13 protein-coding genes are annotated in these 16,141 nt (G+C 42.5%); all 13 read left to right on the top strand.

Going from position 1 to position 16,141, the window contains the following annotated elements; genetic code table 11:
• Nucleotides 1–62: 62 nt before the first annotated feature.
• The 13 genes from DW183_RS08590 (at nt 63) to DW183_RS08650 (ending at nt 16,137) form a co-directional block, all read left to right on the top strand.
• The gene (locus DW183_RS08590; protein WP_158573049.1) at nt 63–1,835 is read left to right on the top strand and encodes a DUF2142 domain-containing protein; all 1,773 of its coding nucleotides are present in this window, start codon (nt 63–65) and stop codon (nt 1,833–1,835) included.
• Between the two features lie 22 nt (nt 1,836–1,857).
• Nucleotides 1,858–2,553 carry a histidine phosphatase family protein gene (locus DW183_RS08595; protein ID WP_118281585.1) on the top strand — a complete coding sequence of 232 codons (696 nt, stop codon included), beginning with the start codon at nt 1,858–1,860 and terminating at the stop codon, nt 2,551–2,553.
• A 44-nt stretch (nt 2,554–2,597) separates the two neighbouring features.
• The gene (locus DW183_RS08600) at nt 2,598–6,140 is read left to right on the top strand and encodes a YobI family P-loop NTPase (protein WP_118281586.1); all 3,543 of its coding nucleotides are present in this window, start codon (nt 2,598–2,600) and stop codon (nt 6,138–6,140) included.
• 293 nt (nt 6,141–6,433) lie between these two features.
• Nucleotides 6,434–8,185 carry a DUF2142 domain-containing protein gene (locus DW183_RS08605; protein WP_118281587.1) on the top strand — a complete coding sequence of 584 codons (1,752 nt, stop codon included), beginning with the start codon at nt 6,434–6,436 and terminating at the stop codon, nt 8,183–8,185.
• 38 nt (nt 8,186–8,223) lie between these two features.
• A complete protein-coding gene (locus DW183_RS08610; protein WP_118281588.1) occupies nt 8,224–8,922 on the top strand; it encodes a glycosyltransferase family 2 protein in 699 nt (232 codons plus the stop codon).
• Nucleotides 8,922–9,269: a DUF2304 domain-containing protein gene (locus DW183_RS08615; protein WP_118281589.1), complete on the top strand. Its 348-nt coding sequence runs from the start codon at nt 8,922–8,924 to the stop codon at nt 9,267–9,269. The genes DW183_RS08610 and DW183_RS08615 overlap by 1 nt, the downstream gene beginning before the upstream one ends.
• Nucleotides 9,269–10,054 carry a glycosyltransferase family 2 protein gene (locus DW183_RS08620; RefSeq protein WP_118281590.1) on the top strand — a complete coding sequence of 262 codons (786 nt, stop codon included), beginning with the start codon at nt 9,269–9,271 and terminating at the stop codon, nt 10,052–10,054. The genes DW183_RS08615 and DW183_RS08620 overlap by 1 nt, the downstream gene beginning before the upstream one ends.
• A complete protein-coding gene (locus DW183_RS08625) occupies nt 10,044–11,033 on the top strand; it encodes a glycosyltransferase family 2 protein (protein WP_158573050.1) in 990 nt (329 codons plus the stop codon). The genes DW183_RS08620 and DW183_RS08625 overlap by 11 nt, the downstream gene beginning before the upstream one ends.
• Before the next feature lie 7 nt (nt 11,034–11,040).
• Nucleotides 11,041–12,144, top strand: coding sequence for a glycosyltransferase family A protein (locus DW183_RS08630; RefSeq protein ID WP_118281592.1), 1,104 nt, complete (start codon nt 11,041–11,043; stop codon nt 12,142–12,144).
• Between the two features lies 1 nt (nt 12,145).
• A complete protein-coding gene (locus tag DW183_RS12750) occupies nt 12,146–12,721 on the top strand; it encodes an acyltransferase (protein ID WP_147403375.1) in 576 nt (191 codons plus the stop codon).
• Nucleotides 12,722–13,651, top strand: a complete 930-nt coding sequence (locus tag DW183_RS08640) for a glycosyltransferase (protein WP_118281594.1) — start codon at nt 12,722–12,724, stop codon at nt 13,649–13,651.
• Nucleotides 13,652–13,671: 20 nt separating this feature from the next.
• The gene (locus DW183_RS08645; protein ID WP_118281595.1) at nt 13,672–14,679 is read left to right on the top strand and encodes a glycosyltransferase family 92 protein; all 1,008 of its coding nucleotides are present in this window, start codon (nt 13,672–13,674) and stop codon (nt 14,677–14,679) included.
• Between the two features lie 6 nt (nt 14,680–14,685).
• Nucleotides 14,686–16,137, top strand: a complete 1,452-nt coding sequence (locus DW183_RS08650) for a lipopolysaccharide biosynthesis protein (RefSeq protein WP_118281596.1) — start codon at nt 14,686–14,688, stop codon at nt 16,135–16,137.
• The last annotated feature ends 4 nt before the right edge of the window (nt 16,138–16,141 follow it).

Here is a 16,141-nt window from a genome sequence, read left to right on the forward strand (position 1 = left end):
TGGCAAAAAACATATGCATTTTGCTTATGCTGATTCTTATTTTTGCTGGCTTTCTAAAGTGCATGGATTTTTCAAACCAATTGGAAGTCTATTATTATGGCAACAATAGTAGCAGTTATCAGGGTGAGATGGCGCAGACCTTTTGGGACACCGGGAGTGGTTACAGCGAGGAAAAATCCTCCTTTTATTCTGTATTCAAACGTTTAGCGGTGTTCCCTTACAAAAATGAAGGACAAGGATTGCAGAGCGTGCGCGTGGATTTTTCAGCCAGCGATGAAGAGATTGGCATTGCAAGGATCCAGGTGCGCAGTGGGATGTTTGCGACTTATACAATCTCTGGGGCAGATTTGGCAAGAAGTGCCCTCTGGCAGAATTGTAGCCTACAGGTAGAGGACGATCATGTCTGGATCACACCGACCTCGGGTGATCCTTATCTGGTGTTGGATCAGAATAATGCACCTGATTTTATGGCACGTTTACAATCTGACCGCTGGTGTAAAATAGGTCTGTTGGCACTATTTATTGTTAGTCTTTTCTTATTGGCAGGTCTGGAGATTTGGTTAAAGCCAGAAAAGAGTGACCGTGTCTATAAACTCTTTTCTTGGCTTAGCATTGCTATTGTTATTGCTGTTTTTGTCATGTCCTTATTTAGCATCACCTATGGACATCCGGATGAAGATGAGACGAGAGGTAGTATTGACTACTATCTGACCCATTGGGGATTACCGGATTTTGATGATATATCTCTACAAAATGCTTATTCCAATTATGGCACAATCCGATTGGCGGAACGGAGTTTTTATTATATTTTAGCCGGGAAGTTTGGATGGATTGGTAAAAATATTTTTCATATTTCAGCCTACTATCGGATGTTTAATGTGTTGCTGCTGGTTCTTTTGGTTGCCTGGATTCTTATAAAAGGGCGCAAAGACAAATGGATGTTTGCATTCTTGTTTGCAACGCCGCAGTTATGGTATCTGTTTTCCTATGCCACGTCGGATGCCTGGGATATTTTTATCGGATTTTTTGTTGTGACAGAAGCCATTCGCGAAGACGGTCTGATCGCCGGTGTGTGGAAAGAAGGTTTTTCGTGGAGACAATTTGGCGGGATGTTTTTGTATGCCTTCCTCTGTGCGCAAACCTTAATGGGAAAGAAAAATTATCTGATCATCCTTCTGTTTGCCTTTGTGGTTTTATTGTTTAAATTGTGGGATGCGGAGAACAAGAAGCAGTTATTCTTAAAGTATATGATGATTTTGGGAATGGTCTTTGGCTTTTATGCGATACGAGCGGGAATTGACCTGTGGAGATATCCGGAGGGAAAGGGCTATTTGTATCGAGCAGAACACCTAAAACATCAGTCACAGGAAATCGTCGAAATGCAATCCTTGAAGCAGCAGGGCTACACTTATTTGCAGACTTTGACGGCAATTGATGATGGATTGTTCCCGACCATGTTTAACTCTTTCGTGGGACGCTATGGTTGGATGTCTTTGTATAGCGCAAATATCTATGTGTATATCATGTTGGTTTTATATATTGTGAATATAGTATCGACATGGAGAGCCTGCAAAGAAAGAAAACACATTGTCGCCATCGTGGTAACAATCTCTTTCTTGTGTGTAGGAACCGTATACCAGATGTGGACGCAGGATTATCAGGCACAGGGAAGATACATGTTGCCTTGTATTTTAGGTGAGGTTTATATTTTGTCAGATAGCCATGTATGGAGTAAAAAGACATATCTTGTTTCGCAGACATTGATCGTCGGTGCAGGCATGTTGTCTTTTGTGCTATGGGGTATCATACCATTGTGTCTGGAACTGGTACACTAAAGGGATATTTGAGGAGAATAGATTGAAAAAGAAATTCTGGATCGGACTGGTAGGAGCGGTCTGCGTGTTGGGGATTGCCGTGTCACTCTTTGGCATGTTGCAGCGACCAAGTTATATTTATATGGTACGCCATGGGAGAACCTATGCAAACGAGCAGGGGTTGCTTATGGGTGGAGAAGGAAATGCGGAGCTGACACAGGAGGCTGTTGACCAAGCCAAGGCAGTGGGACAGGCTTTATCAGATGTTTCCTTTGGAAAAGTTTATACCAGCACCTTGGGGAGAACCATTGATACGGCTAGTTATCTGTTGGAGGGGGCAGGGCAGGAAAATGTAGACCGGCAACAGATGGAAGCCTTGGACGATATTTCTTGGGGAGATGCAGAAGGATATACCAAGCAGGAGTTTATGGAGAAAAAACAATTAGACATCTTCCCGGATGCGTTTGGCTCGGTAGACGATGCGGATTATGTTTCTCCAATCCACGCGGAAACCAAGTATCATTTCTATCAGCGTTTTGATAAAGGAATGCAGCAGATCATAGACGATATCAATCCCGGGGAGAATGTCTTGGTTGTGGCACATTCCTCGATGCAGTTTTGGCTGGAAAAGCAATTCCCGGAATTGGAAGGTCAGGAAATAACTAACTTGGGTGTGACCGTAATAAAGGTTACACACGGAAAGATGGAGTTGGTGGAGTATAATCGGGTGATGTACTGATGTTTTGAAGCGAATAATTGATGGAGATCAGAAGGAGCCTACGCATGGGGAAACAGAAGAAAAATAGCAATAACACTATCTATCTGAATCGCCCGATCCAGAACGAAGACGAGGACTGGATCGGTATATCTACATATGTGGATAAGTTGGATGCGGCGGTGGATGCAGATGCAAGAATCGTTGCCGTGACATCTGATTTTGGTACAGGGAAATCCAGTTTGATATCCCTGTATAAAAAACGTGTGGAGCATCCGCTGTGTGCCTGTTTCGGATTTGGGAAAAAGGTACTCAGTATCAATATGTGGGGGACTTATGCGCAACAGGAGGAGATCCCTGCAGATAAACAGGGAGATTGGGGACATGAAAAAGAAGTTATGCCAACAGAATTGCATAAGGCATTTATTTATCAATTGGTCAGCAGGATCAATCCGCACGATAGAAGAAAAAGTCATTATATCAGCCGTAGATTAAGCAAGGATTTTGGCATATGGGCAGTCAACGGGAAGAACGCAATGTGGTCATTTTTGGCAATGTGTTCTCTTGTTGGCTTCTTTTTATCTGGGCTTCTATATAAATTTCAAAAGTATATACAGGCATTTTGGCAGTTAAAGAATGAGACTTTCTTTATGCTGACTATTGTAGTGTTTATCGTTTCTTTAGCGTGCTTCGTATTGGCAGTTACAGATTCTGAAATTATTTTTAGTTCAACAAAATCGGAAGGAAAGCGGACGCTGGATGAGAACATTTTGATTGATCTGTTCAAGCAGGAAGTGTTGAATCATAGAGGAAGACAACATTATATTGTTGTGATCGAGGATTTGGATCGCATTGATGACAAGCAAAGTGTACTACAGTTCTTACGCGAATTGAGAAAGTACTATCTTACGGATGGTGGCAGGCACAAGATTACCTTTGTTGTGTGTATCAAACCGGAGGTCATGTTGGTAGATGGCAGAGAGGAGCAGATTCCGGAGTACAAGAAGATCTTTGATTATGTGATAAATCTCCAAAAAATTAATATAGAGAATTACGATACAATCCTAAAAGGTTTATTGTCTGAAAAGAAGGACTGGTTAGCCTCATTAGATCTGCAGGCGGAGATTGAAACCCCTGGTATGGATTGGATGATGCATGGGCGGAATATTGATATCCGGGAAATTAAGAGCCGGCTCAATGAATCCCTGACTTTGTATGAAAGTCTTCTGAATAGATTTCCAGGGCGTGCAGGTGATGAGGTGATCACCTTTGAAAAATGTGCAGTTGCTACCTATTTGAGAAGAGAATATGAGAACGATTTCTATCTGCTAGAAGATAATACCTTAGATGTGTTGGTTTCACAATACGGTATGCGTGGCATGGAAGTAATGGAAGAAGAAAATCAGCCAGAACAATGGGAGCAGTTCAGCGAGCGTTTTAAATATGAAATAGAAAAACTCATAAAGAGCAAATTGGTTGATGCAAACTATCGGCTATACTTCTATAACTATCCTGCAAACAGTATATTGTTTTCACTGGCAGAGATGCGCGTATATAACAGCATTGTTTATCAGGAAGCACCCAAGAACAGCGAAGAATATGAGGAATATCTGGAGCGGGCTTCTGAGAAAGTTATACAGGATGCCTATAAAAAAGTCGGTTCTCTAGGTGTTCGAATACCTTCATTTATACTGGATTATGACAAATTGTTTGTTCTTTTGTGTGAAAATGCAAAGGATAAGATCTATGAAATGATAGCATCACTACACTTTGACGAGCAGAATGAAGCACGAGCATGTGAGACGATTGAAAAATGTATCAGACCAAGAAAAGGTGATTATGACCGGGATGGCTTGATCTATGAAATATCTAACCAGTTAAATGAAAACGTTGAGGATAAGAATATATTGTGGACGATCCGCAAAAGAATGTGTCAGACGATCCCGGACAAAGTGAGATTGTACCGTTGCCTTTTCGTGGGAGATAATCCATTCTGGAGTAAGGAAGAAGTGGAGGCGATAGATAACATTTCGGATGTTTTTGCGGTCACTAATTTAGATGCACTGGATCAGGATGACGAAAGCCCGGAAAGCATACATAGGAGAATCATAAAGCAGAAAGATTGGAAACCGGAATATATAGAATTTTATCAGCAGGTGATTGCGCGTCAGGGAATAGAGCAGTGGTTTGAAGCACTTGCTCAAGCATGTCAATGTTTTGGCTGCATACCCGAGCAGATGGTTGCTGTGTATAAACAGCAGATTGCATCGGGAAAATTGGGAATTGCAGATTATGTATCCTGCATGGAACAAGTGAAGGAATTGGGAAAAACGCAGTTGCTGCTTTTGCGGGATTACCTGTGGGTGAACGGACTATCCGAACGTTTATGTCAACTTTTATATGAGAATGGATTTTATTTGGAATATGTCTGCAATTATTTGCTGCAAGAGGATGCAAAAATAGATTACGAGGATCAAAATGTCTATGGCACGATACAGTGGAATGCAGAGTGGATACAGGCGCATGCCAACACTGTTTTTATGCGCATCCGAAAAGAAGTCCTGTGTGAGCCTGAACTGTTGGAAAAATATATTTTCTTATATGAAGCCCCATATGCAATGCCGGATAAGGATGAACTGGCATTAGTTGATGATATGGCAGATGCATTGAAACTGTTACAAAACCGCATCTTAACGGAAGTACAGGCAAAATATGTGTCAGAGTACTTTAATGCCAAATATAGAAATCCTGCAATCGCCTATGATATTATGCAGTTTATTGTGGGACAAACGGCAGAGATCGCACATGAAATGTTTTATCAATTGCATCTGGAGAAGGTAGCATATAAGAAAATGAGGCGGGATCGACGAAAAGCGATGAACCGGAAGTTATATGAGATCTTTGAGATGGAGGATAATGCAGAGGAAAAAGTACAGTTTTTGCATTTCACGGAAACACCGATAGAATATATTGAGAAAAATCTATGGCAGGATCTGAATCAGAATGAAAATCTAAGAAAATTATATGTGGAATATGTCAACTGCCTGCATCAGATTCCGGGTTATACTTTGACTAATATTGTGAAACTGAATACAGTTTATATTTATAGCAATGTCATTATCAGTCGGCTTTGGAATAACAGATACTATAAATTGTATGTGGTGTCGAAAACGATGCGTGAGAAACAGTTTACAATGGAGAGGGATAAACTGGAACTTCTCTGGAAGGTTTATGTTGAAATCTTTCACACAAGGGACGGTTGGTCACAAACTAAGATCTATATGCGGGAAAATCAAGAGTTTCTGCATCGTCTGGTAGAACAAAAGGAGTATGAGTTCCTGGATGAAGAGGACATTGCTATGTACGCTGATGCCAAACAAACGGTGGCACTGATGGATTATGTGACAAGTTATGATAATGCTACACAAGTGGCATATTTCCGGAAGATAAAAGGCTTTGAAGGCAAAGATGCGGCACATCATTTCTGTGAAATCGCAAGAGATAATAAGGCAATCGGTAGAGACGATGCGGTGTATAAAAATGTTAGTGGTACTTTGGTGAATCCGGGATATGAAGGATGGCTGACGAGAATCTGGAAAGGCAAGAAGTGACAGACTGCCACATCAATTGCAAATACAGAATAGTGGTAAACAACACATTGAGAATTTCGCAGAAATTCGAGAGAGTGGCTTTTATTATACTGACAGGGTGTTTGCGAATATCTAAGGAAAGTGTGTTTACTGGTCTGAACAATTATGGGATTGCCTGCTACAAAAAAGATTGCAAGGTAGTCATGGGAGAGTGAGAAAAATTGGGGTTAACGTGGCAAAAGCCGTCTCATTGTATTATGAGACGGCTTTTGTTATAATGAGACACAGTAAGAAATCAGAAATGGAGTTTCGGAATGAAAGAGACAAAAAGAAACTACTGTGTTGCATTAGTAAGCATGGTGGTTATGGCGATACTGTGCTATCGGGCGTTTTATTTTCCTGAGAATATGTTCGTCAAGCGTCGCATCGCATTATATGTAGGTTTGGTAGTTCTTGTGGTCTTGGTGCCGGTTTTGATGATCAGGATAACAGGTCTGAACCGGTGGCTTACACATGTGATAGGTCGCTTTTGCGCATTAGGATCCAAGGTGCGGCAGAATAAAAAGACGGTTCTTTGGGGAATGGTGGGTACCTTGCTTGGCGCCATTCTTCTATATCCGCTCACTTATGCTATATGCCATATGTCAGGGGCGGCAATGAATAACCACCGCTATTTGATCGCGCTTGCCATATATGGCACGCTTCTTATTTGTTTTGCGATGCATCGTATTGCTTATGCACGTGCTGATCTCTTGGTTTTTTTGGCGATTATGATCATGGGGACTTGTTCCATTTTCGTGACACCGCGTATTCCTGGAACTGTACCGGACGATGAGACCCATTATCGCCGTACGACGGAAGTGATCGGCTTTTTTACCGGAAGTATTTATGAGGCAGAAGAGCAGACCTTACGCGAATATGTGGGAAACGTGCAGGGGCATTTATATTATGATGAGGCATCGTCAGGAGCGTATCTGAAAAGCCTCAACGACTCTTATAAGAAGGGCGAAGTGATTCCATACGGTGTCACCAGATTATCCTACTATCACATTGCTTATATTGTTCCGGCGTGCGGAATTATGCTGGGACGAGCCCTGGGCTTACCTTATGCATATACCTTTATGATGGGCAAATGGTTTACCTGCCTATGCTATGCTCTCTTAGTCGGGGCGGCAATGCGAAGGGTAAGAAGGGGAAAGGCAGTATTTGCGGCGGTTGGCATGATTCCATCCATGGTCTTTTTGGCGAGCGCCTATAACTACGATTATTGGATCGTAGGATGGACTTTGCTGGGATTTGCAAAATACCTTGCTTTGTATGAAAACGATGAGCCGATCACCACAAGGCAGTTGGCGGATATTATTGTTACGATCATCATAGGAATATTGCCAAAGATTGTCTATTTTCCATTGCTGTTTCCGCTATTGTTCTTGCCCAAAGAGCGTTTAAATAAGCGGCAGAAGGCTGTGATCCGCGTATGTGCGATCGTGGTAGTTTTGGGCATATGTGCAGCCTTGCTGGCACCGATTGTTACGAATTCGCAGGCATATGCAGATACGCGAGGCGAGGGTGTGATCAGTACCAGCGCACAGATCAGTTATATTATGTCGGATCCATTGCGGTATATTAAGTTACTGTTTATTTTTGGCTTTGAGTATTTTTCTGCATCTGTTCTGGGGACAAAATTGCAATTCTTCTATTATGTCGGTCAGGGCAAATGCTGGGGGATTTCATTGGTGATTCTCGTTATGGCAGCCTTTTTGGATCGAGACGAAGAACATAAAATGACAGTAGGAGCACGTATTGCGGTGATCGTTGGTGCAATCGGGGCTTATGCATTGGCGGCAACGGCGATGTATCTGGCATTTACAGAAGTAGGAAGTGATACCATTTTGGGCGTGCAGTCCAGATATGCCTATCCATTATTGGCCCCGTTATTGTATGCAATCGCCCCAGATAAGGTACGGATTACAGGCAAGAAAGAAAATTGGATGGTTGCACTTGTGCTATTGATGAGCCTGCCAATGATATGGAATTTGAATACATTAAGTGTTGCTCTTTATTAGTAAAGTAAGAAGTGTGGAAAAGGAGACAAGTGTTAAAGATGAACAGCACATTGCTGATTATTCCTGCCTATAACGAGGCAGAGAATATTGAACGTGTCGTGGACAATTTAATAGAGAATTATCCGCAGTTTGACTATGTGGTTATCAATGACGGCAGTCGTGATGATACGCGTAAGATCTTGTATAACAGAGGTTACAATTATCTGGATCTTCCGGTCAATACCGGACTCGCAGGAGCCTTTCGGTGTGGTGTCCGCTATGCGAATGCGAAAGGATACGATTATGTCGTGCAGTTTGACGGCGATGGTCAGCATAGACCGGAATCTGTTGACAAAATGCTGGCTAAAATGCAGGAAACGGATGCAGACATTGTCATAGGTTCGCGCTTTTGCGAGCAGAGAAAGGATCACAGTGCGCGTATGATGGGAAGCCGTCTGATCACGTCCTTAATCCGAATGCGTACGCATCAGACGATCACAGATCCGACATCAGGTCTTCGTATGTACAATAAGCGCATGATCAAGTTGGTGGGATATGATGTGGCATATACACCGGAACCGGATACTTTGGCATACCTGATCGGATGTGGGGCAAAGGTAGAGGAAGTCCAGGTGGAGATGGACGAGCGTATGTTTGGTACAAGTTATCTCAATTTGTGGAATTCCATCAAATATATGGCGACAGTTGTAATGAATATTATCGTATTGCAATGGGTTCGTAAAAAGGAGGTCTTGTAATGTCAGTTGCTCTTAGAATTTTATTGCTTATTGGCGCGCTTGCAATGCTCCTGTTCGTTGTGAAGTCTATCCGCAAGTCGCGTATTCAAATGAAAGATGCTCTGGTATGGATGCTGATCGCACTCTTGATCGCGATATTTGGGATTTTCCCGAGCGTTCCGATGTGGATCGCGGGCATCTTAGGTATTGACTCCGCAGCCAATATGGTATTTTTGATCTTTATCGCTATTTTGTTATTGTGCATTTTTTCTTTGGCACTCCGTGTTTCCATGCTTGAGGACAAGTGCACGACATTAGCCGGGGAAATTGCGATTCGAACGCATCAGGAAGAGGATGAGGAAAAGTAATGGACAAACATAATTTTGTGATTTGTGCCTATCAGGAAAGCCCGTATTTAGAAGAATGTATCCGGTCTTTGAAAAACCAGACGATACAATCGCCGATCAGGATGGTGACATCAACACCGTGTGAGTATATCAAAACGATGGCGGAAAAATACAAGATCCCTTTATATGTGAATGAGGGCGAGGGAGGAATTGCACAGGATTGGAATTTTGCTATGTCCCAGTGCAATGCGAAATATGTAACGATCGCACATCAGGATGATATTTATGAACCGGCATATGCAGAGAAGATCATAGATCGGTTGGAGCAGGCAGAGCGTCCCTTGATCGCTTTTTCGGGATATGGCGAATTGCGAAATGGTCAGAAAATATGGGCGTCACCCTTGATCAACATAAAGAAGACCATGTTATTACCAATGCGGATCAAAGAATTTTCCGGCAGTAAGTTTATCCGGCGGCGTTGTATGTCATTGGGCAATTCTATTTGCTGTCCGGCAGTCACTTATGCGATGGATAATTTGCAAATGCCGGTATTTCAAGTGGGCTTGAAAAGCAATCTGGACTGGGAGACCTGGGAGCGCATATCGCGGGAACGCGGTGAGTTCTTATACATTCCGGAGCCGCTGATGTTGCACAGACTGCATGAAGAATCGACGACTTCGCAGTTGATCAATGAGCATAAACGTGGTGGAGAAGATCTGGAAATGTTCTTGAAGTTCTGGCCAAGTGGGATCGCACATTTGATCAACAAGTTTTATGCGAGAGGAGAAAAGTATAATGGATCGTAAGCCGATGGCAACCATTATCATTCCTGTTTATAATGCACAGGCGTATCTGGAAAAGTGTTTAGACAGTGCCTTACAGCAGACCTATGACAATTATGAGATCATATGCGTGAATGATCAAAGCCCGGATGACAGTCAGCGTATTTTGGAAGAATACGGGAAGAAATACTCGGAAAAACTGCATTACATCTGCAATGAAGAAAATATTGGACAGGGCCAGAGCCGGATGCGTGCCATCGCTATGGCAAAGGGCGAGTATATCTTTTTCCTTGATAGTGATGATTATCTGGATCAGGATTATCTGGAAACTTTTATGCGCGAGGTGCAGGAGGAAGACTACGATGTGGTGGTTGCCGGCTTTAAACGTATTATGCCGGATAAAACGGTAGACCACGATATTATAGAGAGTGAATTTACGCGCGTGTGCTACACGGTAGCCTGTTGTAAGATGTACCGAAAAGACTTTATATTACAGCACCGGATAGATTTTACGGATCAACGTATAGGTGAGGATATATTCTTTACCTTATCTTTTTATTGTAGCAAGGCAAGGACAAAATTCATTCATTATTTTGGATATAATTATCTGTATAATCCCAAGTCTACCACGGGGGCATTGCGTTATAACAAACATTTCGAGAGAGTGGCAGCGGATATGTTTGCCCGCTTGATGAACAGATACCCTATGGAGTCGTTGGAGGGAGAACAGCGCTATCTGGTAGAGTATGCTTATGTTTCTACGATGACGGATGCACTTTTACATTATGGACGAGGGGCAAAGCCGGCATTGATGAAAGAAATGCATGCTTTTGTCTTACAGGATATGTACGAAAAATTCCCGGATATAAAGAGCAACCCATATTTTAGGATCCGGGGACTGGAAGGGCCGAGCCTGATGAACAAGATAGGTGTTGCCGTATTTATGGGAAGTATCAGGTTGCATCTGGATGGTGCATTGTGTTGGCTGGTTTCATTGATATAGGTGGAATATGGTTAGTGTAGTGATCCCTGTTTATAATGGGGCAAAGTATATAGAAAAAACGATTCGTACAATTTTAAATAGCACATACCAGAATCTTGAGATCATAGCGGTTGTTGATGGAAGCCCGGATAATAGTCTGGCAGTCTGCCAGAAACTGAGTCAGGAAGACGCCAGGGTAAAGACTTTTTATAAGGACAATGGTGGTATTCCGGATGCGCGTAATTATGGAATAGAAAGAGCCACCGGAGAATATATCTGTGTCTGCGATCAAGATGATCTTGTGCAGCCGGCGATGTATGAACATATGGTGGAACGTCTGGATGCAGAAAAGGCGGATCTGTGTTTTTGCAGTACCGGTCAGATGGTCAATGGCAGTGTAGTTCCATTTGAAAGTTTTGAGGATGCGACATTTACAGAGGATGAGATCCGAACGCAACTTTTATATCCGGTTATTTTTGAAGGCTATGATATACCGGTTGCAATGAGTAGTGTAAACCGTCATCCGAGTATTTGGAAAGCCCTGATACGGAGATCTTTTTATGAGCAGTATCACTTACGTTTTCATGCATATGTGAGTTATGAAGATGATCTCCTCATGATCGTACACCTGTTATCCGTCGCAAAAAAAGTATGTACGGTAAAGTATAGAGGATATCTTTGGTATATCAATATGGCATCGGAGTCTCATGCCAGAAAATATATTGACGATATGGGACAAAAGCAGCGAAAGTGGGTAGATGATATCTGTGCGTCTGTCGCACTGACAGATGCGTCACCGGAGATAAAAAATTACACCCGTCAGGTTACCAACTGCAAGGTGTTTGTAGATGCCATACTCAATCTGTGCAGCCCTTACCGCAGGGAAACATTTTCCGATATCCCTCAATATTATGCACAGAATATCTATTGCTATGATTTTGAGGATGCAATGCAGGTGGCAGGTTATGCGCAGAAAAAGTTTCCTATGCAGCGGTATATCCTACATTCGCTGGCAAAGCATCATACATATCGGAGTTATTTTGTCGCACGGATATTAGTTTTTGCATTGGACAAAGTGCTAAAGAGCAAAATGATGATAAAACTGGATAGTCTCCTGAAAGGAAATGGATGAGATGTCATTACTGAGTAGTGTGCGTAATGCGCTGTATAGCGCTATACAGGCAAAGAAAATAGGTCAACTGCATGGCAGGTTTTGGACGAATGGCAGGGTTTCGATCATTGGCGGCAGGCATATTACTGCCTATGGAAACTTTTTTGTGGGAGATGGCTTTCGTATAGAAGCAGTAGAACAGCATTTAGGCCATCATTACGAGCCACAGATCATCATAGGAAAGAATTTCTCGGCGGGAAATTATGTGCATATCGGAGCCATGAACCGGGTAGAGATCGGTGACGATGTTTTACTTGGTTCCAAGATCTATATTACCGATCATCAGCATGGAAGCACTTCTTATGAGGATATGTCTCTGGCACCGGAGGCGCGGGAACTGTCAAGCAAGGGACCGGTGATCATTGGCGATAAGGTGTGGATTGGAGATAATGCGGTTATCATGGATGGCGTGACGATCGGTCATAATGCCCTTGTCGCAGCAGGAGCGATCGTGACAAAAGATGTTCCGGCATATGCTATCGTGGGCGGTGTGCCGGCGCGGGTATTAAAACAAGTTGGTAAGGATGGAGAAGATTAAATGACAGAGCAAATCAAAGTTTCCTTATGTATACCGACCAATGGTATCGTAAAGTGGGTCAGACCTGTTTTGGATAGTATCTACGCCAGCCGGTGTCGGGAATCAGAATATGAAGTGATCGTTACGGATAATGGCAACGATCCGGAATTTCAGTCCATGATGGAACAATATGCGGCAAGATATCAGAATCTGATCTATAAAAAAACAGATGCAGTCCAGTTTTTGAACCAGATCGAGGCATTCAAATTAGCGCGTGGCAACATGATCAAATTTATCAATCACAGGTATGCGTTAAAGGAAGGTGCTTTGCAATATCTTATTGATTTCTCAGAGAAATATACAGACAAATGTCCGGGCATTTATTTTTTAAATCAGGCGGAAAAACGAAAAGAGACGCAGGCGGTTTATGAAAATTTTGACGCGTATGTGGGGGCATTATCGTATTGGTCCTCCTGGTCGGCGGGTACGACGATCTGGAAAAAAGACTTAGAGGAATTGGACTTTACACAGACATTCAATAAGATGTTTCCGCATACAGATGTGATCTTTTCGGCAAGAAAGAAAGATATGTATATTATTGATAATACAGCACTGCTTACGGATCTGGAGCCGAACGCGTCACAAAAAGGAAAGTACGATCTGTTTGATACTTTTGCAGTAGAGTATGTCAAGATCATTGAAAGATTATATAAGGATGGCGATATTACACTGGAGACTTTTGAAAAGGTCAAAAAAGAAAATCTGGATCTGGTGATGTCATTCTATGTTTCGTTTGTTATGATAAAACGACCATGTTCTTATGATCTTAGTAATTTTAGTGATTCTATTGTTGTTTATTATAAAAAGAGTGCAGCATTTTGGAGTGCTGTGCGCTATATTGTAAAAGAATGTTTCAAAGCTGCGGGACGGATATTGCATATCATCAAGTGAGCAGGCTTTAGGAGAATATCATGCAAAAAGAAATGAAGCAGACACGGTATTTGATGTTAGATCAGCCGACGAATGGAAAACAAGGCAGATGGATGCATCTGGCATATAAGGGGATGGCAATGCTGTATCAATGGGCATGGAGGATCAGTCCTAAGAAGCGCGATATGGCGGAGAGACAATACAAGGTCTCTATAGGGGCAATTTTTAAGAATGAAGCCCTTTATCTCAAGGAATGGATTGAGTTTCACCGCATTGTGGGGGTGGAGCATTTTTATCTTTACAATAACAATTCTGATGATAACTACCGCGAAGTCTTAGAGCCGTATATCAAAAGAAATATCGTGACTCTGGTAGACTGGCCGAAAAACCAGGCGCAGATAGAGGCATACAAAGACTGCATCCATAAGTATGCAAAAGAAACGCGCTGGATGGGATTTGTGGATATTGATGAGTTTGTCGTGCCACGAAAGACAGATAATATTTACGATTTCTTACAGGCATTTGAAAATAAATATGGCGCGGTCAAATTATACTGGCGTATGTATGGGACATCAGGGCATATGGCGCGTGATGTGAAGGGGCTTGTCACAGAAGATTTTACGGTGTGCTGGTCCAAGTATTATGACGTAGGAAAATGTTTTTATAATACGGCATTCGGATTTGACGAAAAATCGCCGAAGAATGATTATTTGCATCACAATTTATGGACCAACAATGGCAGACGTAATCTTCCTCCGGTCAATATTTTTGGCAAAGTATGTTTTGGGGATGTCAATGTGATCCCGACAGCGGAGTTTCCGATACAGATCAATCACTATTTTACAAAATCATATCAGGAGTATGCATGGAAAAGGGCAAAGGGGGATGTATATTTTAAAGTAAATCCTCATGACGAAGAATACTTTTATAACCATGAAAAATGGTGTGAAGCGACAGATTATGCTGCATACAGATATTTGGTTAAACTAAAACATGCAATGGCACAAGGGCAGCAGCCGGTGTCAGCAGAAGATGAGCAGGAGATCTAAGAGAGTATGGCAGAACCATCATTGAAAAAACAGATCATGTCAGGTATGGTATGGAAATTTGCAGAGCGTTTTATCGCACAGGGAGTTTCCTTTATCGTATCGCTGGTATTGGCGCGCATATTGATGCCGGATGATTATGGTGTTGTATCTATCATTAATGTCTTTATTACAGTGGCAGATGTTTTCTTGACGAGTGGCTTAAATACAGCCCTGATCCAAAAACAGGATGCGGATGAACTGGATTTTTCAACAATCTTTTATTGTAATTTAGGTCTGGGAATTTTATTATATGCCATTTTGTTTGTGGCGGCACCTTGGATGGCAAAAGCATACCATATGCCGATATTGACATCTGCCGTGCGTGTATTTGCATTGCGCCTGCCGATTTCCGCCTATCAATCCATACAGACGGCATACATTTCCAGACGTATGGATTTTAAACGCTTTTTCTTTTCTACGATCATAGGTACTTTGGTGTCTGCTGTCGTTGGCATTGCTATGGCGCTGCAAGGATATGGGGTATGGGCATTGATCGCACAGTATCTGACAAACACGATCATTGACACCCTGTTTTTAGCAGTTACGGTTCGCTGGCATCCGCGCCTGATGTTCTCCTGGAAAGCGGCAAAGCCCATGATCCGCTACGGCGGAAAGGTTATGATGACAGACCTGCTTGGGACGGTATGCAACAATTTGGGAGATTTCATTATCGGAGCCAAATACACGTCAGCGGATTTGGCGTATTATACGAAGGGAAAACAGCTGCCAACATTGATCAAGAGTAATATTTACACCTCCTTGATCAGTGTTCTGTTTCCGGGAATGTCAAAGATCAATGACGAGGGCGAAAAAGTGAAGGCTTTATCAAGAAAGAGCATCCGTGTATTGACCTATATCATTTATCCCTTGATGACAGGGCTGTTAGTAGTGGCAGAGCCATTGACGATCTTTTTGTATACGGAGAAATGGATCGCTATGGTTCCGTTTGTCTGGGTCGTATGTATTGAGGCAATTTTTTCAGTGCCCGGAACGATTACCCTACAGTCAGTTAAGGCAATGGGCTACAGTGATAAAATGCTGAAGGCAGAGATCTTCAAGAAGCCAATTCTGATCCTTTCGATCATCATTGCCATGCAATATGGCGTGATGGCGATTGCGTTGACGCTTCCTTTAAATACCTTGTTGGAATTTGTGATCAATGGTGTAATGGCGCATAAGACCGTCGATTATTCGATCAGAGAGCAGTTATGGGATTGCCTGCCGGCAACCATTATGTCAGTCCTTATGGGAGCAGGCGTGTTGTTGGTAGCCCATTTACCATTGGGACTTGGGACGATAGCATTACTGTTTGTAGAAATTCTGGTGGGTATTGTTATTTATGTTTTGCTCTCCGTGATAACGCGCAACGAGGAGTTCATGGCATTGGCTTCTATGGCAAAACAATATCTTAAGAGATAAAGGG

The organism is Roseburia sp. AM16-25 (assembly GCF_003473825.1).
Taxonomy (GTDB): Bacteria; Bacillota; Clostridia; order Lachnospirales; family Lachnospiraceae; genus Pararoseburia; species Pararoseburia lenta.

Excerpts from the sequence above, each read along its gene's own strand:
- DW183_RS08590 (WP_158573049.1), top strand. The coding sequence starts at position 63 with ATGGATTTTTCAAACCAATTGGAAGTCTATTATTATGGCAACAATAGT.
- DW183_RS08600 (WP_118281586.1), top strand. The coding sequence starts at position 2,598 with ATGGGGAAACAGAAGAAAAATAGCAATAACACTATCTATCTGAATCGC.
- DW183_RS08605 (WP_118281587.1), top strand. The coding sequence starts at position 6,434 with ATGAAAGAGACAAAAAGAAACTACTGTGTTGCATTAGTAAGCATGGTG.
- DW183_RS08610 (WP_118281588.1), top strand. The coding sequence starts at position 8,224 with ATGAACAGCACATTGCTGATTATTCCTGCCTATAACGAGGCAGAGAAT.
- DW183_RS08615 (WP_118281589.1), top strand. The coding sequence starts at position 8,922 with ATGTCAGTTGCTCTTAGAATTTTATTGCTTATTGGCGCGCTTGCAATG.
- DW183_RS08620 (WP_118281590.1), top strand. The coding sequence starts at position 9,269 with ATGGACAAACATAATTTTGTGATTTGTGCCTATCAGGAAAGCCCGTAT.
- DW183_RS08625 (WP_158573050.1), top strand. The coding sequence starts at position 10,044 with ATGGATCGTAAGCCGATGGCAACCATTATCATTCCTGTTTATAATGCA.
- DW183_RS08630 (WP_118281592.1), top strand. The coding sequence starts at position 11,041 with ATGGTTAGTGTAGTGATCCCTGTTTATAATGGGGCAAAGTATATAGAA.
- DW183_RS12750 (WP_147403375.1), top strand. The coding sequence starts at position 12,146 with ATGTCATTACTGAGTAGTGTGCGTAATGCGCTGTATAGCGCTATACAG.
- DW183_RS08640 (WP_118281594.1), top strand. The coding sequence starts at position 12,722 with ATGACAGAGCAAATCAAAGTTTCCTTATGTATACCGACCAATGGTATC.
- DW183_RS08645 (WP_118281595.1), top strand. The coding sequence starts at position 13,672 with ATGCAAAAAGAAATGAAGCAGACACGGTATTTGATGTTAGATCAGCCG.
- DW183_RS08650 (WP_118281596.1), top strand. The coding sequence starts at position 14,686 with ATGGCAGAACCATCATTGAAAAAACAGATCATGTCAGGTATGGTATGG.